Source organism: Algoriphagus sp. 10J20-15 (assembly GCF_055809615.1).
Map to the genome: position 1 here is coordinate 24,982 of NZ_JBVVUG010000001.1, position 19,546 is coordinate 44,527.

Below are 19,546 nucleotides of genomic sequence, written 5' to 3' on the forward strand. Positions count from 1 at the left end.
CCCAAATGACCTTTGTAATAAGGCTAATTTCTTTCTTACCTCTTTCCTTTCTATACCTTATCTCTGATTTACTTTATTTGGTAGCAAGATTTATTCTTCGTTACAGAAAGCAAGTAATTGATGAAAATTTGAAATTTGCTTTTGCGGAAAAGTCAGAAAAAGAGCGGATTAAAATCAGAAATCGATTTTACCGTAATTTCACCGATTCCTTGGCAGAGACTATCAAACTGCTGACAATCTCTGAACGAGAGTTTGAAAAAAGATTTCAGATGGTCAATACACATTACCTAGATGAAGTGGTCAATTCCGGCACATCTGCCTTACTGGTTTCAGGTCACTTATTTAACTGGGAAATGGGCGTAATTGGTATCAACCAGGCCGTTCAGGCACCCGTTGAAACAGTTTACCTGAAAGTCAATAATCGGTTCTTTGGTAACCTCATCAATACTATTCGGACACATTTTGGCGGAATAGTTACAGAAAAAAAGGCTTTTCGGAGGACCATGCTTACCTTAGCAAAATCACCAAGAATAGTATTACTTGGTTCGGATCAGCGTCCGCCGAGTTCGGAAAAAAGATACAAAAGGAACTTCTTACATAGACCTGCTGTCTTTTTTGAGGGCGCAGAGTTTCTCGCAAAGAAAATGAACCTCCACGTCGTCTATGGTAAAATGACCAAAATCAAAAGGGGGCATTATCGCTACGAAATGATCAAATTAGCTGAGCCACCATTTGATAAGACCTACGAACACAGGATCACCGATCAGTTCTGTGACATGTTGGAAGAAAACATTAGACTTCAGCCGGATCTTTATCTCTGGAGTCACAAGCGATGGAAAATTTAATTTCTGAATTGCAAGGACTTTTCCGCCGTGGCGGATTGAAAAATTGAAAGATTGGGAAATTCCCAAACACTAACTTAAATCTCAAATCTTGATACTAGCTACTTGATACTCTCTCTTGATTCTTGTATCTAGTTTCTTGCTTCAAAACAAAATGGATTACCTCGATAGTTTAAACCCAGAGCAACGACTCGCTGTAGAGCATACGGATGGACCCGTTATGATCATCGCTGGTGCTGGTTCGGGCAAAACCCGTGTACTTACTTACCGAATCGCCCACCTGATATTTGCCAAAGGAGTAGATGCCTTCAATATTTTGTCATTGACCTTTACCAATAAGGCAGCGGCTGAGATGCGCCATCGAATTGAGACAGTTGCAGGACTGGAAGCTAGAAATACATGGATGGGAACATTTCACTCCGTATTTGCAAAGATCCTTCGGGTGGAAGCTCCAAAAATCGGCTACCCTTCCAACTTCACGATTTACGATTCAGACGACTCCAAGTCACTGATCCGTACGATTGTGAAAGAAATGCGTCTTGACGACAAAGTTTATAAAGCAAACGCAGTACTCTCTCGAATTTCGGGAGCCAAAAAACCGCCTGATCACTTGGAAAGTATATCAGGATGATCCCTTTGTGAAAGCAGACGATGAAGCTGCCATGAAACCGAAAATGGGAGAAATCTACCAGCGGTATCAGGATAGGCTTTTCAAAGCCGGAGCGATGGATTTTGATGATTTGCTTTTCAATACAAACATCCTTTTCCGTGATCATCTGGATGTATTGAATAAATATCAGCAACGCTTTAGGTATGTCATGGTGGATGAGTTTCAGGATACAAACCTTTCCCAATATCTCATCACTAAAAAGCTGGCGGCTGTCCACCAAAACATCTGTGTGGTAGGTGATGATGCACAAAGTATCTATGCTTTCCGTGGAGCGGATATCCAGAACATCCTCAATTTTGAGAAAGATTATCCTGATCTATTTGTGGTAAAACTGGAGCAAAACTACCGATCTACCAAAATGATCGTAGATGCTGCGAACTCTATCATTGAGAAAAATAAAGCCCAGCTGAAGAGAGAACGTCTGGACTTCAAACGGTGACGGAGATCAAATTGAATTAGTCAAGGCTAGTACCGACAGTGAGGAAGGGAGAATTGTCGCCTCCACGATTTTTGAAGAGCGAAATACCAAAAAACTCAACAACAGTGATTTCGCGATCCTCTATAGAACCAACTCCCAATCCCGAGCTATAGAGGAAGCCCTTCGCAAATTGAACCTGACGTATAAAATCGTAGGTGGACTTTCTTTCTACCAAAGAAAGGAAATTAAGGATCTGATGGCCTACATGAGATTCACAGTGAACCCCGTGGATGAAGAAGCTTTCAAAAGGATTGTAAATTATCCAAAGCGCGGAATTGGAGATACATCGGTGGACAAGATTCTAGTCGCAGCATTTGATCACGATATGCAGCTTTGGGAAGTAGTGCAAAATGCACACAGCTTCATCGGAGGCAGAGCCGCCAGTCAGCTGGATGACTTTGCAACGATGATTAAAGCTTTCAAGATCGAAGTAGAACGCAAGGATGCTTTCGAAGCAGCAAGTAGCATAGCAAAGCAAAGTGGCCTGCTGCGTGAGCTCTATGAAGACAAAACCATAGAAGGTCTGAACCGCTATGAAAACGTTCAGGAATTGCTCAATGCCATCAAAGAATATGTGGACAATGAAGAGAATGAGGACAAGAGCCTTGGTGCTTTCCTTCAGGAAATCGCTTTACTGACTGATAATGACCGTGACAAAGACACCACAGACGCCATCACCTTGATGACAATTCACTCTTCAAAAGGATTGGAATTTAAGCAGGTTTTCGTGGTAGGAATGGAGGAAGATTTGTTCCCCTCACAGATGATGATGCAAAGCCGCGAAGATCTCGAAGAGGAACGAAGATTGTTCTATGTGGCCACGAGCAGGGCGATGGACAAATTATATTTCACCTATGCGCTCACGCGGTATCGCTACGGCAGGTTGCTGAATTGTGAACCAAGCAGATTCTTAGAAGAAGTATCCCCAGATTGCATAAAGGTTAGTAAAAAGGTGTCTTCGAAAGAAATGCCAGGCGCATTCCGAAAAGAGGATCACAGGGGCATCGGAGTCTTCCTCAGGTTATATAGGAATCAAGAAGAAGCCAGAAACTAGAATGCCTACGGCAATGAAACTGCACACACCAAGTCCTGATTTCAAGCCTTCCAACACGAACAATCTTCAGGCTGAGCAATTGGTAGAACATCCAAAGTTTGGCTTTGGAAAAGTTCAAAAGATTGAAACAGAAGGAATTAACCGAAAAGCAACGATTCAATTCGAGCATTTTGGCGAGAAAACATTATTACTTAGCTTTGCGAAGCTCAGAATTATAGACTAATCACCTGCTCCCCTGCCTTTTGGTAATTTTTTCATTACCTTAATTAGCGCAAAACGGGATGCAACATGGAGCCACTAGAACTTGACAAACAAAAACTAATTTTGAAAGAATACGGCAAAAATATTCAACGCCTCGTTGATCATATCACGGCGATTGAAGATCGTGATAAGCGTACCCAAAGCGCATATACAGCAATTGAAATCATCAAGCAATTGAACCCATCTTTGAAGCAGGAAAATGACCAGAAGCTTTGGGACGACTTGTACATCATGTCTGATTTCAAACTGGAAGTCGATGCTCCTTTCCCTATGCCGGAAAAGGAATTATTGGGAAAAAAACCATTACCAATAGGCTATCCAAAAGGGGAGGTAAGGTTTAAACACTACGGACGAAACATCGAAAAACTCATCGAAGGCGCAATCAAACTCGAAGATGATGAGGAGCAGGAAGCTGCTGTTATTTTCATCGGCCAATTGATGAGAAGCTTTCACTCTACTTGGAACAGGGAAAATTTTGACGATGCTATAATCTTGGATGACATTAAGACGTTATCCAAAGGTAAATTGCACATCGACCTTGAGAAGGTAAGAGAAAACGGTTTGTTTGAGTCCAACACACATAGGGACTTCAAGCCACCTCGTCAGGAAGAGCGCTCAAACAATAAAAACAAGCGATCTAATCATAATAATAAGCGTCGCTCAAATAACGGACACAACAAAAAACGTAGAAATTAATGGGGTCATTTCGGGTCAATGGTGGAATTAAACTCAAAGGAGAAATAATTCCTCAGGGAGCAAAAAACGAAGCACTTCAAATTCTTTGCGCAGTTCTCCTCACACCGGAGAAAGTTACTATTGAAAAAATCCCAAATATCGTTGATGTCAATAAGCTCATTGATTTACTGAGCGATATGGGCGTGAAGGTAACCAAAGAAGGCGCAGAAACTTATACTTTTCAAGCTAACGAAGTCAACCTTGACTTCATGGAAACAGAAGAATACCTCAAAAAAGCATCTGCTTTGAGGGGCTCAGTAATGCTTTTGGGACCTTTGCTGGCTCGATTCGGGACTGGAAAACTATCCAAGCCAGGGGGAGACAAAATTGGTCGAAGAAGAATGGATACGCACTTCACAGGTTTCCAAAAGCTTGGGGCAAAATTCAACTACGACGCCAAAAACGAGATTTTCCACATAGATGGAAAAAAACTAAAAGGCTGCTACATGCTTCTGGACGAAGCATCAGTAACCGGTACCGCCAATATCGTGATGGCTGCCGCTATGGCTGAAGGTACTACTACAATTTATAACGCAGCTTGCGAGCCATATTTGCAACAGCTTTGTGACATGCTAAATCGCATGGGGGCAAAAATTTCTGGTGTTGGATCTAACCTTCTTACTATTGAAGGAGTGAAAAAATTGGGAGGCACCACGCATAAGATGCTTCCTGATATGATCGAAATTGGATCTTTCATTGGTCTAGCTGCCATGACTCAATCTGAGATCACGATCAAAAACTGCCAAATCCCTAGACTTGGAATCATTCCGGAGACTTTCCGTAGAATGGGAATCCAATTGGAATTCCGGGGAGACGATATTTTCGTTCCTGCTCAGAAGCATTACGAGATTGAGACGTTCATTGACGGATCTATCCTAACAGTTGCAGACGCTATCTGGCCCGGATTCACTCCGGATTTGTTGAGTATAGTTTTGGTTACAGCTACTCAGGCAAAAGGCACTGTACTTGTACATCAGAAAATGTTTGAATCTCGCTTATTCTTTGTGGATAAATTGATCGACATGGGTGCGCAGATCATTCTTTGTGATCCACATAGAGCCACTGTAATTGGTCTCGACAGAAAAACTGAACTTCGCGGTATCAGAATGACTTCGCCAGATATTCGAGCGGGCGTGGCATTGCTTATTGCTGCTCTTTCTGCAAATGGGACATCCATCATTGATAACATCGAGCAGATTGACAGAGGGTATCAAAATATCGATGACAGATTAAGAGCTCTAGGAGCAGATATCGAAAGAATCTAATACATACCATCCGACTTCATAGTCGGATGGATTTTTTATACTAAACTTAGTTTTGTTAAGCCTTGCTACAAGAAGTTATCGTCAACAGAAATCCTCCCCTTAATCTTCGTACTGAAGATGAAAAACTTTTTTCGGGAGCTTATACGGCAAGTTTTAAGGTTTATCCCCTTCTAACTCTTGAAAAAGTCGCGTTACTTCAAGACACCTTTTTTTCACCTTCTAAAATACGATTTTACCATACGCACACCCATGTGAATTCCTTAGGGATTCTACCACTTGGAAAACGTGTTGTTAACTGCGCGTTTAAAAAGTGGCGTAAAATACCTCATGGAATTTGGATCATCGATGAATGGAGCGCAAACTATTTTCATTGGATGACAGATTGCCTTCCGAGATTATGGCTAGGGTTAGAAGCCAAAATTTCTAATCAAGTAATCTTACCAGAATCTTTCAAAAAATTGGGTTTCGTTACTCAAAGCTTAGAATTACTTAAAATAAGCCCAATTTATTATTCAGCTGACGAGAACGTTTGGGTAGAAAAATTAGTACTTACTCCTAGAACCTCCACCTTTCCAAATTTCAATGAGAAACTCACCAAATTAACTCAGGAAAGGTTAAGGATTCAGGCAGTAGATAAGCCTTCTAGAAAAATTTATATCAGTAGAAAACTTGCCCCAAAGCGAAAAGTCTACAATGAAGATGAAGTGATTCAATTGTTGCTGAGCCACGGTTTTGAAATTATCTATGCGGAAAACTTGAGCCTTTTGGGTCAAATTTCATTATTGTCCGAAACAAAACTTCTCGTATCACTTCATGGAGCAGCTTTGACCAATATGCTTTTCATGCCAGAGCATAGTAGTGTTGTTGAGCTTAGAAATCAAGGAGACGATACTACTCAGTGTTATTTTAATTTAGCAAATGCCTTAAGGCTAAGGTATTATTACACCCTAAATCAAGGTGATTCAGAAGATACTATTATGACTGATTTCAAAATAGATCTTATTGCTTTACAAGAAGTTATTTCTCAGATGCCAGATTAATTACCTTACAATCTTCTTTCATTTCTTTCCTTTGCAAAATTTTTGGTAAATTCTGGCTCGAAAAGCCAAAACAACCTATATGTCAAAGAAAAAAACTCCGGAGCCAAGATTGGTACGGACGCACAGGAAAAGACGGAATTATCTATCGTTCCTGGATGAAAAACCAAGGATTTCCTCACCACCTTTTTGAAGGAGACAAGCCTGTAATCGGAATATGCAATACTTGGTCCGAGCTTACTCCCTGCAACGCACATGTTTAGAGATCTAGCAGAAGCGCTGAAGCGCGGCATCTGGGAAGCCGGTGGGTTTCCACTTGAATTCCCCGTTATGTCATTAGGTGAGTGTTCTGTCAAACCTACTGCCATGCTTTTCAGGAATCTGGCCAGCATGGATGTGGAAGAAAGTATCCCGAGCAAATCCTATGGACGGCGTGGTTCTCATGTGTGGATGTGATAAAACCACTCCATCCCTAGTTATGGGAGCGGCATCCGTTGATATTCCTTCTATTGTTCTTTCTGGAGGACCGATGTTAGTCGGTCGTTATAAAGGAAAAAAAATCGGAACATCAGATATCTGGCGATTTGCCGAAGAGTTCAAACTCGGAAAAATGACCCAAGATGATATGATAGAAGCTGAAGCATCTATGTCTCGCTCAGTGGGGCATTGCGCACCTATGGGCACAGCATCTACTATGGCTGCCATGGTCGAATCACTTGGCCTCTCACTTCCAGATAATGCAACGATCCCAGCTGCCGATTCCAGACGAAAAGTCCTTGCTCACATGACCGGTATGCGGATCGTAGAAATGGTGAATGAGGACTTGAAAATGAGCAAAATCCTCACTCGCAAAGCTTTTGAAAATTCCATTATGGTGAATGCAGCTTTGGGGGGATCGAACCAATTTCATCTTGCACCTCACTGCGATTGCCAAGAGAATCGGAGTAGATGTTGACTTGACTGATTTTGATAAATTTTCGTCGATGATTCCGCTGATTGCTAATGTGCAGCCATCCGGCGAGCACTGGGTAGAAGACCTATTTTATGCTGGAGGCCTCCCGGCAGTAATGAAAGAAATAGAAAAACATTTGCATCTCGGAGAAATCACAGCAAATGGTAAATCTATTCGGAGAAAACTTTTCTAAAGCTCAATGCTACGATAGAAATCTAATTGGGACTTTCGAAAATCCAATTAAACCAGACTCAGGAATCGCAGTGCTGAAAGGAAATCTTTGTCCAAATGGTGCTGTCATCAAGCCCTCGGCAGCCACTCCTAGCCTATTGACCCATACAGGTCGAGCTGTTGTTTTTAATGATATTGATGATTACAAAGCTAGAATTGATACTCCCGAGCTGGATATAGATGAAAACTGCATCATGGTAATGAAAAACGTTGGCCCAAAAGGCTATCCTGGAATGCCGGAAGTTGGCAATATGGGATTACCTCAAAAGCTCCTTGCCAAGGGTGTCAAAGATATGGTCCGCATTTCAGATGGAAGAATGAGTGGAACAGGTTATGGTACCGTAGTACTCCATGTATCGCCTGAGTCAGCTATCGGCGGACCATTGGCATTAGTCCAAACTGGAGATATGATTGAGCTAAATGTCCCTGCTAGAACCTTAAACCTGATGATTTCTGATGAAGAATTTGCAAAGAGAAAAGCAGAATTTAAACCACTTAATTTGCCATATGAGCGTGGTTATGTCAATCTATTTTTAGATAAAGTCAACCAAGCTCATGAAGGTGTAGATTTTGACTTCCTCCAAGGCAGTTCAGGCTCAGAAGTGAAACGGGATTCTCATTAAAATGAAACCCAGAAAAACCGCTATAATCACTGGAGCAGGTCAGGGAATTGGATTAGCAATTGCCGAAAAACTTGCTTCCCAAAGCGTGAATATCATTATTAATGACCTTGAAGAAGGACTCATTGCTGAAGCCTGCAAGAGAATTTGTATTGCTCACGGGGTACAAGCCATTGCTATTGCCGGAGATTCTAGTGCTGAGGAAGTGATAGAAGAATTGATACAGAAAGCCATAACCAATTTCGGTTCGGTTGATATTGTAATAGCTAATTCAGGGATCACATTATTTGGACCGTTCTTGGAGTATTCCAGAGCAGATTTTATGGAAGTGACTAGAGTAAATCAACTAGGCACTTTCTTCCTAGCTCAGGCTGCTGCCAAGGTGATGAAAGAGCAGGTAAATGGTGGAGTTTTGCTTTTCACCTCTTCGGTCACAGCACATCAAAGCCATGAAAATCTCGCTGCCTATGCAATGAGTAAGGCGGCGATAGAAATGCTCGCCAAGAACTTAGTACTCGAGCTTGCTCCATTTAAAATCCGAGTAAACACCATCGCTCAGGGGCGACAGTTACTAACCGGACAAAACTCGACCCAGAATACGAAAACACTTGGTCAGAAATCACTCCACTAGGTAAGCCGGCTCTAGCACAAGATATTGCTAATCGCAGCAGCGTTTTTGGTTTCAGACGAAGCAAATCATATCACTGGACAAACACTCATTATTGACGGTGGCTGGACAAGTGTAAGCCCATCGCCCTATGCCTGAAAATCACCAAATATCTTTAAAGAATCAGAAACTTTATAAAAAAGCGTCTGCACCATGGAAATTAGAGGGTGAAGGAATTATTTTGGTTTATAAATTTTCAGAAAAATGGTTGGAGAATCACGGAGATTTACCCGATCATTTGAAAGGCAACTTTAAAGGAGGTTTGGGTTACCTGATGTTAGTTAATTATAAATCCTCCCCAGTAGGACCATACAAGGAACTGCTTTTCATACCAGGGAAATTTTCACTTTATAATAAGCAGTCAATTACCAAAATCTATGTGAGTACAGAAGTAAGTACTCAAAATGGCCGGTCAAATTGGGGAATCCCAAAGCAGACTTTAGCAATTTCTTGGGAGAAAAATAAGGGTAAAGAACTGATTCAGGTAACGTACGGTGACAAAATTGCTTTCTCCTGCGAAGTGAATTTTGGTGGAATTCCTTTTCCACTTTCAACAAGTTTTTTGCCTATAGATCTACATCAGCGTTGGGATGGGGTAGATTTCTTTACGAAGCCTTCCGGTCATGGATGGGGAAAGCTTGCCAAAGTTAAAAATATAAATAGCGATCCAGATTACTTTCCTGATCTTACTTCTAAGAAACCATTGTTCGCAGTAAAAATCAGCCCTTTTCATATGGAATTCCCTAAAGCGAAGTATGCTGTATAAACCATTTACAGAAGCTCATATCATTGTCACTGGTGCTGCTTCTGGGATAGGGAAATCACTCGTAAGGCAGTTAACACCTTCTAATCCTGAGATTCTGGCAGTCGATTTTGACTTGGCAGGTTTGGAGAAATTGAAACGTGAACTTCCAAAGCTCCATATTTTACAAGCTGACCTTGCTGACAAATCTGGCAATGAAAAGATTTTAGAATGGGTCTCCTCTAGGTGGGAACGAGTGGATTTTTTCTTTGCAAATGCCGGAAAAGCTCAGTTTGCTCCAGCAGAGAATCAAAACTGGAAAGAAATGGATCGCCTTTTCCAACTCAATGTCCACAGTCCGATTCAAATTGGAATGGCAATTCGGGAGCTTTTCCCTGGCGCAAAATTCCGTCTAATCATTACCGCTTCGGCCATGTCATTCTGGACTATTCCAGGTTACAGTTTGTATGCGGCCACTAAATCCGCTTTACTACAATGGGCTCGAACCGTATGGCTGGAGAAAAAAGGACATTGGCTCACCTTAGTTTTTCCCATTGCAACTAAAACCCAGTTCTTTGAATCTGCTGGCAAGGATATTCCAATGGCTTACCCCATACAATCCCCCAGCTGGGTAGCTACGGTGATTCTGAGAGGAACAGCCAAGGGAAAGAAAAGAATCTTCCCCTCTCCCCTTTTTCTCAGTATGCTGGTTTTAAATCGATTTTTGAGATTCATCAGAACCCTATATCAACGCTTTGAATACCAGAAGTATAAAAAGTGGCTAAAAAAAACAATCTGAAACTTAAGTCTGTTAACTTTATAAAAAACCAACGCCATGAAAAATTTTCTTTGTGCTCTTCTAGTGGTCTGCGCACTGCAGGCATGCCAACCTAAAGAAACAATACCAGACACCTTGCCTATGAAAGTGGCGATGGCGTATGGTTTCGACAAGTTTGATGAGGTCAATTCCATCGCCTATACCTGGAATGTACAGCGTGACTCGGTGAATGTACTTTCCCGTGATTGGAAATGGAATATCAAGGACAATACGGTCTATTATTCAGGCACGGATACCACATTTACCTATAGCCTAGCATCTGATTCTTTACCTGATAAGGATTCTGGATTTGTGAATGATAAGTATTGGTTCATGATGCCATTCCAACTGGCTTGGGACACAGGTTATACTTATGAAACAGAGGAAAATATTCCGACTCCGATAAAAGGGACAAATTCTACTAAACTGACCATACGCTATGGTTCTGGCGAAGCCAAATCTCCGGGAATGGGATATACACCGGGAGATGCCTATGATTTGTATTTAGATGAAAACCATAAAATTTTAGAATGGACTTTTAGAAGAGGGAATGGAGCAGAAGGAAGAACCTGGACGTGGGAAAACGAGGAAAAATTCGGCCCAATTACACTTGTCAAAGACCATATGGGACCAGATGGTAATCGGTTTATTTGGTTCACAAATATCTCTGTGAATTAATTCTAATAAAGATCTTATTACCTAGCCGTTTGTATCAAGCAAACGGCTTTTTTATGGCTTTTCCTGATTGTAATAAATTACAACTCAAACTTTTCGTCCATTCTCCTAATAGCCGAGTAAAAGAACCCGCCTCAAAAATCGCAGTTTCCTTTTGAGTGCAAATTGAAAAGCAATCCGTTGGCGGCTTATTCAAAGCAGACTAAAAGATAATTGTTGGCTAAAGTGTAAATAGCTTCATCGGAAAAGTATTAAAGGCTCCTTTTCTTCAAGTGCTGGATACGATGAAGTCTTGCTCCAATGAACAAAAAGTGGCAGGTATAACCCCTACTAGGTGGGCGATGCGAATGGTGATCCCGAAAGCAATAGAGTTGAAGGTAAATTTCATCATCGCCCTCGAACCTACTTTTTATAGTCATTTGGATGAGACTGCCAGTGAGGAAGCCGGATCTGAGTGTATGGAAAAAAAGAATATTTCAGGAGCTCCTGTAGCGCATATACTTCAATTGGAATTTCCTTAAAATGCGGAGAATCTATAAAATGTGGATCGAAGACGGCACACCAAAGTTTGTACCCCTTTCAAAAACCACTATTAAACAGATTGATTTATGCTATATTTGAAAATAGTGACATATAAAATCCTAATAGGCAATACTATTTTCAATGAGCTTAGGCCCCATTAATCTTTTACTCGCTGATGATGACGTAGATGATCGATTCTTTTTTGAAGATTCTCTCTCAAGGTTACCTATCGAAACGAATCTTACTACAGTCACAAACGGCGTAGAGTTAATGACCCTGCTTATGACTTCCGAGGACAAGTTGCCTGATGTGGTTTTTCTTGATTTGAATATGCCCTTGAAATCAGGTTTTGAATGCCTCGGCGAACTAATGGCGGATGAAAAATTCCGAAATTTGCCTATTATAATATATTCCACTTCAATGGATGAGCCAATAGTGAACTCTCTATATGATATTGGCGCATTTCGTTATATCAGGAAACCTGCCGAATATTCTAAACTGAAAGATGTGATATGTAAGGGACTTACCTCTTTGGCTAACAAATCCGAGAAACCCACCAAAGACAATTTTGTAATCCAATCTCATTAATAAGCTATGATTGAGCAAGGTTCAGCTATCGCTTCATTTCCAATAGGAGGCGGTGAAATGGGTCAATTGATCCGTGAAAAGGATTGGAGTAAAACCTACTCTCTAGGTGACTCCAGCTTTTGGCAACAAAGTTTAAAAACGACACTTAACATCCTCCTATATTCTAAATTCCCAAAGTTTCTTTGGTGGGGACCAGAATTACTTTGTTTCTATAACGATGCTTACAGACCAAGCTTAGGCAGAGATGGAAAGCACCCTTCAATTCTTGGCATGCCTGGGAAGAAGCCTGGCCGGAGATCTGGGAAACTATCAAGCCACTCATGGATCAAGTGCTGGAAGGGGGAGAATCCCTATATTTTGAGAATCTACTAGTCCCGATTCATCGAAATGGTCATATGGAAGATGCATACTGGACGTTTAGTTATAGCCCTGCGTGGGATGATAGTGGGATAATATGTGGCGTAATAGTCACCTGCGCTGAAACTACCCAAGAGGTTTTTTTGAAACGAAAACTGGAAAGTAGTGAACGTAAACTCAGGCTAATTATTCAGCAGGCACCTGCATCCATTGCGACTTTTATGGGGCCAGAATACCATACGGATATCGCTAATACAAACGCGCTTAACATGTGGGGAAGAAAAGCGGAAGAGGTCATGAATAAGCCGATTCTTGAAATTTTACCTGAACTCGAAAAACAGGGAATTAAGGGACTATTGGATGAGGTATACAAAACCGGAAATCGTTTTGCTGCATCTGAACTACCAGTTAAACTTTTGCGGGATGGAGAATTAAAAACTAGCTATATCAGCTTTAGCTATGAAGCCCTTTATGATGAAAGTGGTGAAATAAATGGGATCATCAGTATTGGACATGATGTGACTGAGCAAGTCATTGCTCATAAGAAAATAGAAGCGAGTGAAGAGAAACTCACTATGGTCATTGATGCTTCAGAGCTCGGGACCTTCGACTTTAATGTTAAAAATAAAATCCTGGATGGTTCAGACAGACTTCATGAGATTTTTGGACTCGCCCCTGGTTCAAATATTCACCATGAAGACTTTGTGAGTAATATCCACCCAAAGGATCTGAAGGTAAGACAAGCTGCTTTTGAAAGAGCATTCATTAGTGGAAATTTAGAGTATACTAGTCGGGTCATCACAAATGGAAACCAAATTAAATGGATCGAGGTAAAAGGAAGGGTCCATTTCGACAAAAAAAATAACCCGGAAAAAGTAATAGGAACGGTAAGAGAACATCACTGTAGAAAAATTAAATATCCAAAAACTCGAGGAGAGTGAGCAGAAATTCAGGCTTTTGGCAAACTCACTTCCTCAGCATATTTGGACTGCTGATAACGAAGGCAACATAAATTATTTTAACAAATCTGTTTATGATTTCTCAGGATACTCTCCCGAGCGACTTGAGGAAGAAGGGTGGATAGCTATCGTGCATCCAGATGATAGAGCAGGAAATATAAAAGCTTGGTCAGATTCAATATCCACAGGAAAAGACTTTTTATTTGAGCATAGGTTCCGCAAATATGACGGCACTTACAGATGGCAGCTTAGCAGAGCTAAACCTCAACTGAATGAAGATGGAGAAATTCAAATGTGGGTAGGTTCAAGCACTGATATTCATGATCAAAAAGAATTTATGAATGAACTGGAAAAACTAGTTGTCGAACGCACAGACGAACTCGCCAAGAAGGTAAAAGATCTAGCAAGTATGAATAAAGAGCTTCAATCTTTTGCCTACATTTCTAGTCATGATTTACAGGAGCCGCTTCGTAAAATCCAGACTTTCTCTACTCTCCTCCTTGAACAAGAATATGAAAACCTCACTGAGCAAGGGAAAGAATTTTTCAAACGAATGCAAAGCGCTGCTCAGCGAATGCAAAACTTAATTAGTGATTTACTTGCCTACTCCAGAACGAGCATTTCCGAACGTAAGTATGAACCTACGGATCTAAACAAATTAATAGTGGAGGTTAAGATGGATTTGAAGGAGGAATTAGCTGCGCATAATGCCACTGTAGAGTCAGATGAACTTTGTACCCTGGATATCATCCCTTTTCAGTTTCGGCAGTTACTTCAAAACCTCATCAGCAACTCCTTGAAGTTTGCAGTAAAGAATCGGGCCCCTATCATCAGCATCAAGAGCGAAAAAAGAAAAGGCAGAGAAATTGAAGCTGAATTTCTTTCGCCAGATATTAACTATTGCCACATCCGTATATCCGATAACGGAATTGGGTTTGAAGATCAATATAAAGAGAGGATATTTGAATTGTTTCAGAGACTAAATGGAAAGGATAAATACCAAGGAACTGGAATAGGCTTGGCGATAGTGAAAAAAATCGTTGAAAATCACAATGGATACATAGCCGCACACGGCAAGCCTGACCAAGGAGCTACATTTGATATTTACCTTCCGGAAAGTTAACCTGACATGGGTAGTTTATAGGAAAACAGGCTTGTAGATACAAATCATTTTTGGGGAATTGCTTCCCTAATGTCTTGACCTTTAGCAAATACGTATTTGTATTTTCTTGCTATATTACTTTTTACAAGATATCAAGACACAGTATCCCAACCCAATAACCCATGAAGGCGAAAATATTTATACTACTTTTTTTACTCCTAATTATCCTCAGAGTAGAAGCTCAGGATGGCTATAAATACGGCCCAAACTCAGAAGTCTATGAGACTATTCCTAAAGGAACTGTAACAAAACATTCTTGGGAAAGCACCACATTTCCAAACACAATCCGGGATTACTACATCTACATTCCGGCGCAATATGAAGCTTCCCCAGCCCGCTGCGTTGATGATTTTTCAGGACGGACATGCTTATGTCAATTCAGAAGGAGACTTCAAAGTTCCTACCGTTTTTGACAACCTCATTGCTCAAGGAAAGATGCCAGTTACCATTGGACTTTTCATCAATCCTGGCCACAATAAAAGTCTACCAGAACCCGAAAACCCTTGGAGAGCAAGTAATAGGAGTTTGGAGTACGATGACATGTCCTCGACATACAGTGATTTCTTGTTGAACGAAATGATTCCCGAATTAAAGATGAGTTATAATATCGCTGATGATCCAAAAATGCGAGCTATTGCGGGACTTTCTTCTGGGGCAATCTGCGCCTTCAGTGCAGCTTGGTTTCATCCGGAATCTTTTCATAAGGTACTCAGTCACTATGGAAGTTTCACAGACATCCGAGGCGGACATAATTATCCGCCGATGATCCGCAAAACCGATAAGAAAGACCTAAAGGTTTTCATGCAAGACGGCTCATCCGATTTAAACAATCACTATGGAAACTGGTGGCTAGCCAACCTACAAATGGAATCAGCACTAAAATTCAAAGACTATGAGTATGAGTTCGTTGGAGGCACAGGAGGTCATAACGGGAATCATTCCGGTTCGATTTTACCGGAATCACTAGCTTGGCTCTGGAGTGATGTGATGCCTAAGAGGGTCGTTTCTCAGGTATATTTTTATCCTTCAGGGAATACTGACACGCTACTTATGGAAGGAGAAACCATGCATCTTGACGATATGGTTTTTTCAGTGAATTTCATTAAGCCATCAGCACAGAAAACCTTCTTAAACGCCAAGAAAGAGCAAATTTTGATAATCAAGGAAGGAGAAGTAAAAGCAACTTTGGATGGCAAATCCAAAACACTCGGCGAAAACAGTGTGGTAGTCCTTATGCCTGGGGACCAAGCGAAGTTTACAAGCACATCGGAAGGCGCGGCATATTTCCAGATGGCATATACTTCAAAGGACATTGATATGAAGCGTGGAAAAAAGGCCGGATCAGAGATATTTGATTACAGCGAACTAGAATTTAAGGAACATGATCGCGGGGGAATTAGGGATTACTTTCACCGAGAAACTTCCATGTGTCCGTACTACGAAATGCACATGACAAATCTGAATCCTGGTATAAAAAGCCATGAACCTCATACCCACCTAGCCACAGAAATAGTCATCATGATAGAAGGCGAGACAGAAATGGAAATTGGTAATCAGAAATACCTGGGAAAAGCTGGAGATGTATATTTCCTAGGCTCATCCGTGCCACATGCGATTCGAAATACTGGAAATGAGCAAACGAGGTATCTGGCATTTCAATGGAATTAAATTTAAAGAACAACGCTAAACCAAACCCCATACTTAGTGTAAAAGACCGCACCTCAGATCCAAACAAATACCTCAAAAGCGAAACTTAGCTCCTAATAAAATGAATAGCTCAAACCTCAAGCTGGCAATCCATATAACTTGAGTATATTAAATACTTTCAATCAACCAGTTCCTCACGAACATGAAAAAAGCAGCTCAGATTATTATCGCCTTTGCCACATTTGTCGCTGTATTCTATTTTACTTTTTGGATTTACGGCGCTATTATCTCAATTTTTTTCGATTCAGATCCTCCGAAATGGGCAATGGTAATTTCGAGCATTGCAAGTTTTATTACAGCAGGCTATCTAGCATATAGTGTTTGGAATAAACAAACCAACAAGATGCCACGTCTAGGATCTTACATACTCGGTGGAGCACTCAGGCTAGGTGTAGTAGGCTTCGTACTAGGATTTTTTGGTCCTTTGATTTTAACCCCTGAAGCCAACCAAGGTCCTTTACTTGGAATTCTTATTACGGGTCCAGGTGGTATTGCACTGGGTGCCATAGCAGGCTCCATTTATTGGAAAGTAAAAAAAAGAAAAGCTATTAAACCTGCACAAAATTGATTTTCTCAAATTAGGAATAGGATCTTCGAATTGGAAATGGCAGGTACAAAATTGAGATTCCCCGAACTTTCATGCTTCTTATTTTATATCCTAAAACCTATCAAACTACAAATCAAGTACATGCTAGCTTGGCATTGTAAACTTTTGATACTAAGGATTTGAAAAATAAACTTTATAGTCCCCTCTCAACTCAAGTATCTAGTATATAGGACTTAACGGCTTAATATGTAAGCTTTCCCTAGCGTACATAAAAATGAATAATTCATAGTATTGGATTTATAACGTGTATTGAATCAAAAATCCTTTACTTGATGGAATATCTTCATCTAAAAAACTCCTAAAAGAGCACTAATTAGTTCTAAACAAATCCACCTCGGTAGATGTAATGATAGCAAAACCCAAACTCTTACAATAAGAAAAGAGATACTACAGCAACAAATAAAAATGAAAAAATTAAAATTCGATAAAACAGTTAATGCTGAATTCTCAAAAATATTACGAATTAGGGTTAATGATCACTTCAAAAAGAACAACAAGAATATTTATGGAAATGGAAACATGGTCTTCAAGACTATTGTTATGCTGTCAGTTTTTCTTATCCCCATCATCATTATTTGCACAGGAATAGTAGCTAGTCCATATTTACTTTTTGCGCTATATGTTACCAGTGGACTCGGAATGGCTGGAGTTGGCATGGGAGTAATGCATGACGCCATTCACGGGTCTTATTCTAAAAACCCAACCGTAAATAAATATTTGGGCTATACTATGAATCTCATAGGTGCAAATGCCAATGTTTGGAAGGTGCAGCACAATGTTCTTCACCATACGTACACCAATATTGAGCATGCGGATGATGATATCAATGCGCCATTTTTCTTGAGATTTTCCCCTAATGCGAAGCTGTATTGGATACACCGATTTCAATACTTATACATTTGGTTTTTTTATGGACTCTCTACGATCTCCTGGATCACCACCAAAGATTTTGTGCGGGTCAACCGCTATAAAGAAATGGGCTTTTTCAAAAAAGGAATAGAATTCAAAAAGGAGATCTTAAAGATTCTCGGATGGAAAATATTCTATTACTCTTACGCCTTAGTAATTCCTCTACTTATGGTGCCTCTGCCAACCTATATAATCATTCTAGCATTTTTGAGTATGCATTTTGTTACTGGGATATGCATCAGCGCGGTGTTTCAGACCGCTCATATTGTATCAGATGCCTCTTTTCCCCAGCCAGATTCTGAAGGTCAAATGGAAGGCAATTGGACAGTTCACCAACTGGCAACTACCAGTAATTATGCGCCAAAAAGCAGGTTCTTTTCTTGGCTGATTGGCGGTCTGAATTTTCAGGTCGAGCACCATTTATTTCCGAATATTTCACACATTCACTACCGTGAGCTTTCAGGGATCGTGTCGAAAACAGCTGAGGAGTTTAATGTTCCTTACTTTGTGAAAGCCACCTTTCTAGGTGCACTTAGAGATCATGTTTACATGCTGCGCCAGTTAAGTGTAGAGCTTAGGTGGTATGATAGACTAAAAGTATCTCAATTGTCTAAGTTGAAACTTGCAAGACTAGGCCAAGAGGTGATTGGAGGGCTTATCCATTTAAGGCAATTCTATTTAGCATAGGAATTAAAATTTTATGATCATGCGCTCAAAATAAAGACGAGGAACATTTTACATGTTCGCCGTTGACATTATAGTTCTTTGGAGTCACCTGCAGCTTTAGTATCTTAATGTGAAATCGACCTGTCCTGCAATCGCAACTATTTCATCCATGAAAACTGATTTCATATGTACTATTCCAGTCCTACCCTCTCAAGACATTGCTAGAGATTTAGATTGGTATTCTAACAATTTAGGGTTTGTGAAAACCTTCGGAGACCATATGTATGCTGGCATGCGCCTAGAAGAGATTGAGCTTCATTTACAATGGCATGCAGATACACCTGAAGATCCTCTTTTGGGAGGTTCGGTGGTGAGGATTTTCGTAAAAAACATTGAGCCCTATTTTGAAGCTTTGGTGATCAAAGGCATTTTAAAATCTGAAAAACTGATTAAAAATACTGCTTGGGGAACCCATGAATTTGGCTTGTATGATTTGAATAATAATGCAATTTTCATTGTCGAAGACATTGAATCCTCTGCTGAAAAAACTTCATGAATTAGTGACTAAGGTTTCAAATACCTTTTGCTTTTCACTACTTGCACCAATGAAACAACAACTAGGACAAATAGCCATTTTGGTAAGGGATTACGATGAGGCAATAGAGTACTATACAAATATTTTAGGTTTTGAATTAATCGAAGACACCCATATCAGTGATGTAAAGCGCTGGGTGAGGGTTGCTCCTCACTGGATCTACTTGCCATTTGCTACTGGCGAAAGCTGCCAACGAACTTCAGAGAAATCAAATTGGCTTTCAGTCTGGAGGTAGGGTATTTCTATTTTTATATACTGACAATTTCTACCGGGATTATCATAATTACACTGCTAAAGGAGTTGAGTTCATCAGAGAACCTTCCGAAGAAGCCTTTGGAACAGTGGCAGTCTTTAAGGATTTGTATGGAAACCTTTGGGATTTCATAGAGCCAACCCAGTAAACATGTGATTTTCAATACTTTTGAAAA

16 protein-coding genes and 4 pseudogenes are annotated in these 19,546 nt (G+C 40.5%); all 20 read left to right on the forward strand.

Annotated elements, in window-relative coordinates:
* Window positions 1-5 precede the first annotated feature (5 nt).
* The 20 genes and pseudogenes from AC0L6R_RS00115 (at window position 6) to AC0L6R_RS00210 (ending at window position 19,519) form a co-directional block, all read left to right on the forward strand.
* Complete coding sequence (locus tag AC0L6R_RS00115; protein WP_473269333.1) at window positions 6-845, forward strand: lysophospholipid acyltransferase family protein; 840 nt, start codon at window positions 6-8, stop codon at window positions 843-845.
* A gap of 151 nt (window positions 846-996) precedes the next feature.
* Window positions 997-3,267: pseudogene (locus tag AC0L6R_RS00120) on the forward strand (ATP-dependent helicase).
* Between the two features lie 65 nt (window positions 3,268-3,332).
* Window positions 3,333-4,001 (forward strand): DUF4290 domain-containing protein, encoded by a 669-nt coding sequence (locus AC0L6R_RS00125; protein ID WP_283414096.1) that lies wholly within the window; start codon window positions 3,333-3,335, stop codon window positions 3,999-4,001.
* Window positions 4,001-5,305: a UDP-N-acetylglucosamine 1-carboxyvinyltransferase gene (gene murA, locus AC0L6R_RS00130; RefSeq protein WP_473269335.1), complete on the forward strand. Its 1,305-nt coding sequence runs from the start codon at window positions 4,001-4,003 to the stop codon at window positions 5,303-5,305. Before AC0L6R_RS00125 ends, murA begins: the two co-directional genes overlap by 1 nt.
* A 62-nt stretch (window positions 5,306-5,367) precedes the next feature.
* Window positions 5,368-6,345 carry a glycosyltransferase family 61 protein gene (locus AC0L6R_RS00135; protein WP_473269336.1) on the forward strand — a complete coding sequence of 326 codons (978 nt, stop codon included), beginning with the start codon at window positions 5,368-5,370 and terminating at the stop codon, window positions 6,343-6,345.
* A 155-nt stretch (window positions 6,346-6,500) separates the two neighbouring features.
* Window positions 6,501-8,148: pseudogene (locus AC0L6R_RS00140) on the forward strand (IlvD/Edd family dehydratase).
* Window position 8,149: 1 nt separating this feature from the next.
* Window positions 8,150-8,911, forward strand: a pseudogene (locus tag AC0L6R_RS00145) (SDR family NAD(P)-dependent oxidoreductase).
* A complete protein-coding gene (locus AC0L6R_RS00150) occupies window positions 8,904-9,578 on the forward strand; it encodes an acetoacetate decarboxylase family protein (protein ID WP_473269337.1) in 675 nt (224 codons plus the stop codon). The pseudogene AC0L6R_RS00145 and the gene AC0L6R_RS00150 overlap by 8 nt, the downstream one beginning before the upstream one ends.
* Window positions 9,568-10,353: an SDR family NAD(P)-dependent oxidoreductase gene (locus tag AC0L6R_RS00155; protein WP_473269338.1), complete on the forward strand. Its 786-nt coding sequence runs from the start codon at window positions 9,568-9,570 to the stop codon at window positions 10,351-10,353. The genes AC0L6R_RS00150 and AC0L6R_RS00155 overlap by 11 nt, the downstream gene beginning before the upstream one ends.
* 36 nt (window positions 10,354-10,389) lie before the next feature.
* Window positions 10,390-11,049 (forward strand): hypothetical protein, encoded by a 660-nt coding sequence (locus tag AC0L6R_RS00160; protein WP_283414089.1) that lies wholly within the window; start codon window positions 10,390-10,392, stop codon window positions 11,047-11,049.
* Window positions 11,050-11,357: 308 nt separating this feature from the next.
* A complete protein-coding gene (locus AC0L6R_RS00165) occupies window positions 11,358-11,567 on the forward strand; it encodes a hypothetical protein (protein WP_473269339.1) in 210 nt (69 codons plus the stop codon).
* Between the two features lie 142 nt (window positions 11,568-11,709).
* Window positions 11,710-12,156, forward strand: coding sequence for a response regulator (locus tag AC0L6R_RS00170; RefSeq protein WP_283414088.1), 447 nt, complete (start codon window positions 11,710-11,712; stop codon window positions 12,154-12,156).
* Window positions 12,157-12,162: 6 nt separating this feature from the next.
* Window positions 12,163-12,528: a hypothetical protein gene (locus tag AC0L6R_RS00175; RefSeq protein ID WP_473269340.1), complete on the forward strand. Its 366-nt coding sequence runs from the start codon at window positions 12,163-12,165 to the stop codon at window positions 12,526-12,528.
* Complete coding sequence (locus tag AC0L6R_RS00180; RefSeq protein ID WP_473269341.1) at window positions 12,477-13,454, forward strand: PAS domain-containing protein; 978 nt, start codon at window positions 12,477-12,479, stop codon at window positions 13,452-13,454. Before AC0L6R_RS00175 ends, AC0L6R_RS00180 begins: the two co-directional genes overlap by 52 nt.
* Window positions 13,455-13,470: 16 nt before the next feature.
* Entirely contained in the window at window positions 13,471-14,595 is a 1,125-nt protein-coding gene (locus tag AC0L6R_RS00185; RefSeq protein WP_473269343.1) for a sensor histidine kinase, read from the forward strand.
* 357 nt (window positions 14,596-14,952) lie between these two features.
* On the forward strand, window positions 14,953-16,302 hold the full coding sequence (locus AC0L6R_RS00190; RefSeq protein ID WP_473269344.1) for a cupin domain-containing protein: 1,350 nt from the start codon (window positions 14,953-14,955) through the stop codon (window positions 16,300-16,302).
* A 181-nt stretch (window positions 16,303-16,483) separates the two neighbouring features.
* Complete coding sequence (locus AC0L6R_RS00195; protein ID WP_473269345.1) at window positions 16,484-16,909, forward strand: hypothetical protein; 426 nt, start codon at window positions 16,484-16,486, stop codon at window positions 16,907-16,909.
* A 444-nt stretch (window positions 16,910-17,353) separates the two neighbouring features.
* A complete protein-coding gene (locus AC0L6R_RS00200) occupies window positions 17,354-18,544 on the forward strand; it encodes a fatty acid desaturase family protein (protein WP_473269346.1) in 1,191 nt (396 codons plus the stop codon).
* Between the two features lie 148 nt (window positions 18,545-18,692).
* Window positions 18,693-19,079, forward strand: a complete 387-nt coding sequence (locus tag AC0L6R_RS00205) for a VOC family protein (RefSeq protein WP_283414083.1) — start codon at window positions 18,693-18,695, stop codon at window positions 19,077-19,079.
* 49 nt (window positions 19,080-19,128) lie between these two features.
* Window positions 19,129-19,519: pseudogene (locus AC0L6R_RS00210) on the forward strand (VOC family protein).
* Window positions 19,520-19,546: the final 27 nt, after the last annotated feature.

Bases quoted from the DNA above. Each gene is read 5' to 3' on its own strand.
- AC0L6R_RS00155 (WP_473269338.1), top strand. From the start codon at position 9,568: ATGCTGTATAAACCATTTACAGAAGCTCATATCATTGTCACTGGTGCT.
- AC0L6R_RS00160 (WP_283414089.1), top strand. From the start codon at position 10,390: ATGAAAAATTTTCTTTGTGCTCTTCTAGTGGTCTGCGCACTGCAGGCA.
- AC0L6R_RS00195 (WP_473269345.1), top strand. From the start codon at position 16,484: ATGAAAAAAGCAGCTCAGATTATTATCGCCTTTGCCACATTTGTCGCT.
- AC0L6R_RS00175 (WP_473269340.1), top strand. From the start codon at position 12,163: ATGATTGAGCAAGGTTCAGCTATCGCTTCATTTCCAATAGGAGGCGGT.
- AC0L6R_RS00190 (WP_473269344.1), top strand. From the start codon at position 14,953: ATGAAGCTTCCCCAGCCCGCTGCGTTGATGATTTTTCAGGACGGACAT.
- AC0L6R_RS00180 (WP_473269341.1), top strand. From the start codon at position 12,477: ATGGATCAAGTGCTGGAAGGGGGAGAATCCCTATATTTTGAGAATCTA.
- AC0L6R_RS00115 (WP_473269333.1), top strand. From the start codon at position 6: ATGACCTTTGTAATAAGGCTAATTTCTTTCTTACCTCTTTCCTTTCTA.
- AC0L6R_RS00200 (WP_473269346.1), top strand. From the start codon at position 17,354: ATGAAAAAATTAAAATTCGATAAAACAGTTAATGCTGAATTCTCAAAA.
- AC0L6R_RS00170 (WP_283414088.1), top strand. From the start codon at position 11,710: ATGAGCTTAGGCCCCATTAATCTTTTACTCGCTGATGATGACGTAGAT.
- AC0L6R_RS00125 (WP_283414096.1), top strand. From the start codon at position 3,333: ATGGAGCCACTAGAACTTGACAAACAAAAACTAATTTTGAAAGAATAC.
- AC0L6R_RS00205 (WP_283414083.1), top strand. From the start codon at position 18,693: ATGAAAACTGATTTCATATGTACTATTCCAGTCCTACCCTCTCAAGAC.
- murA (WP_473269335.1), top strand. From the start codon at position 4,001: ATGGGGTCATTTCGGGTCAATGGTGGAATTAAACTCAAAGGAGAAATA.
- AC0L6R_RS00150 (WP_473269337.1), top strand. From the start codon at position 8,904: ATGCCTGAAAATCACCAAATATCTTTAAAGAATCAGAAACTTTATAAA.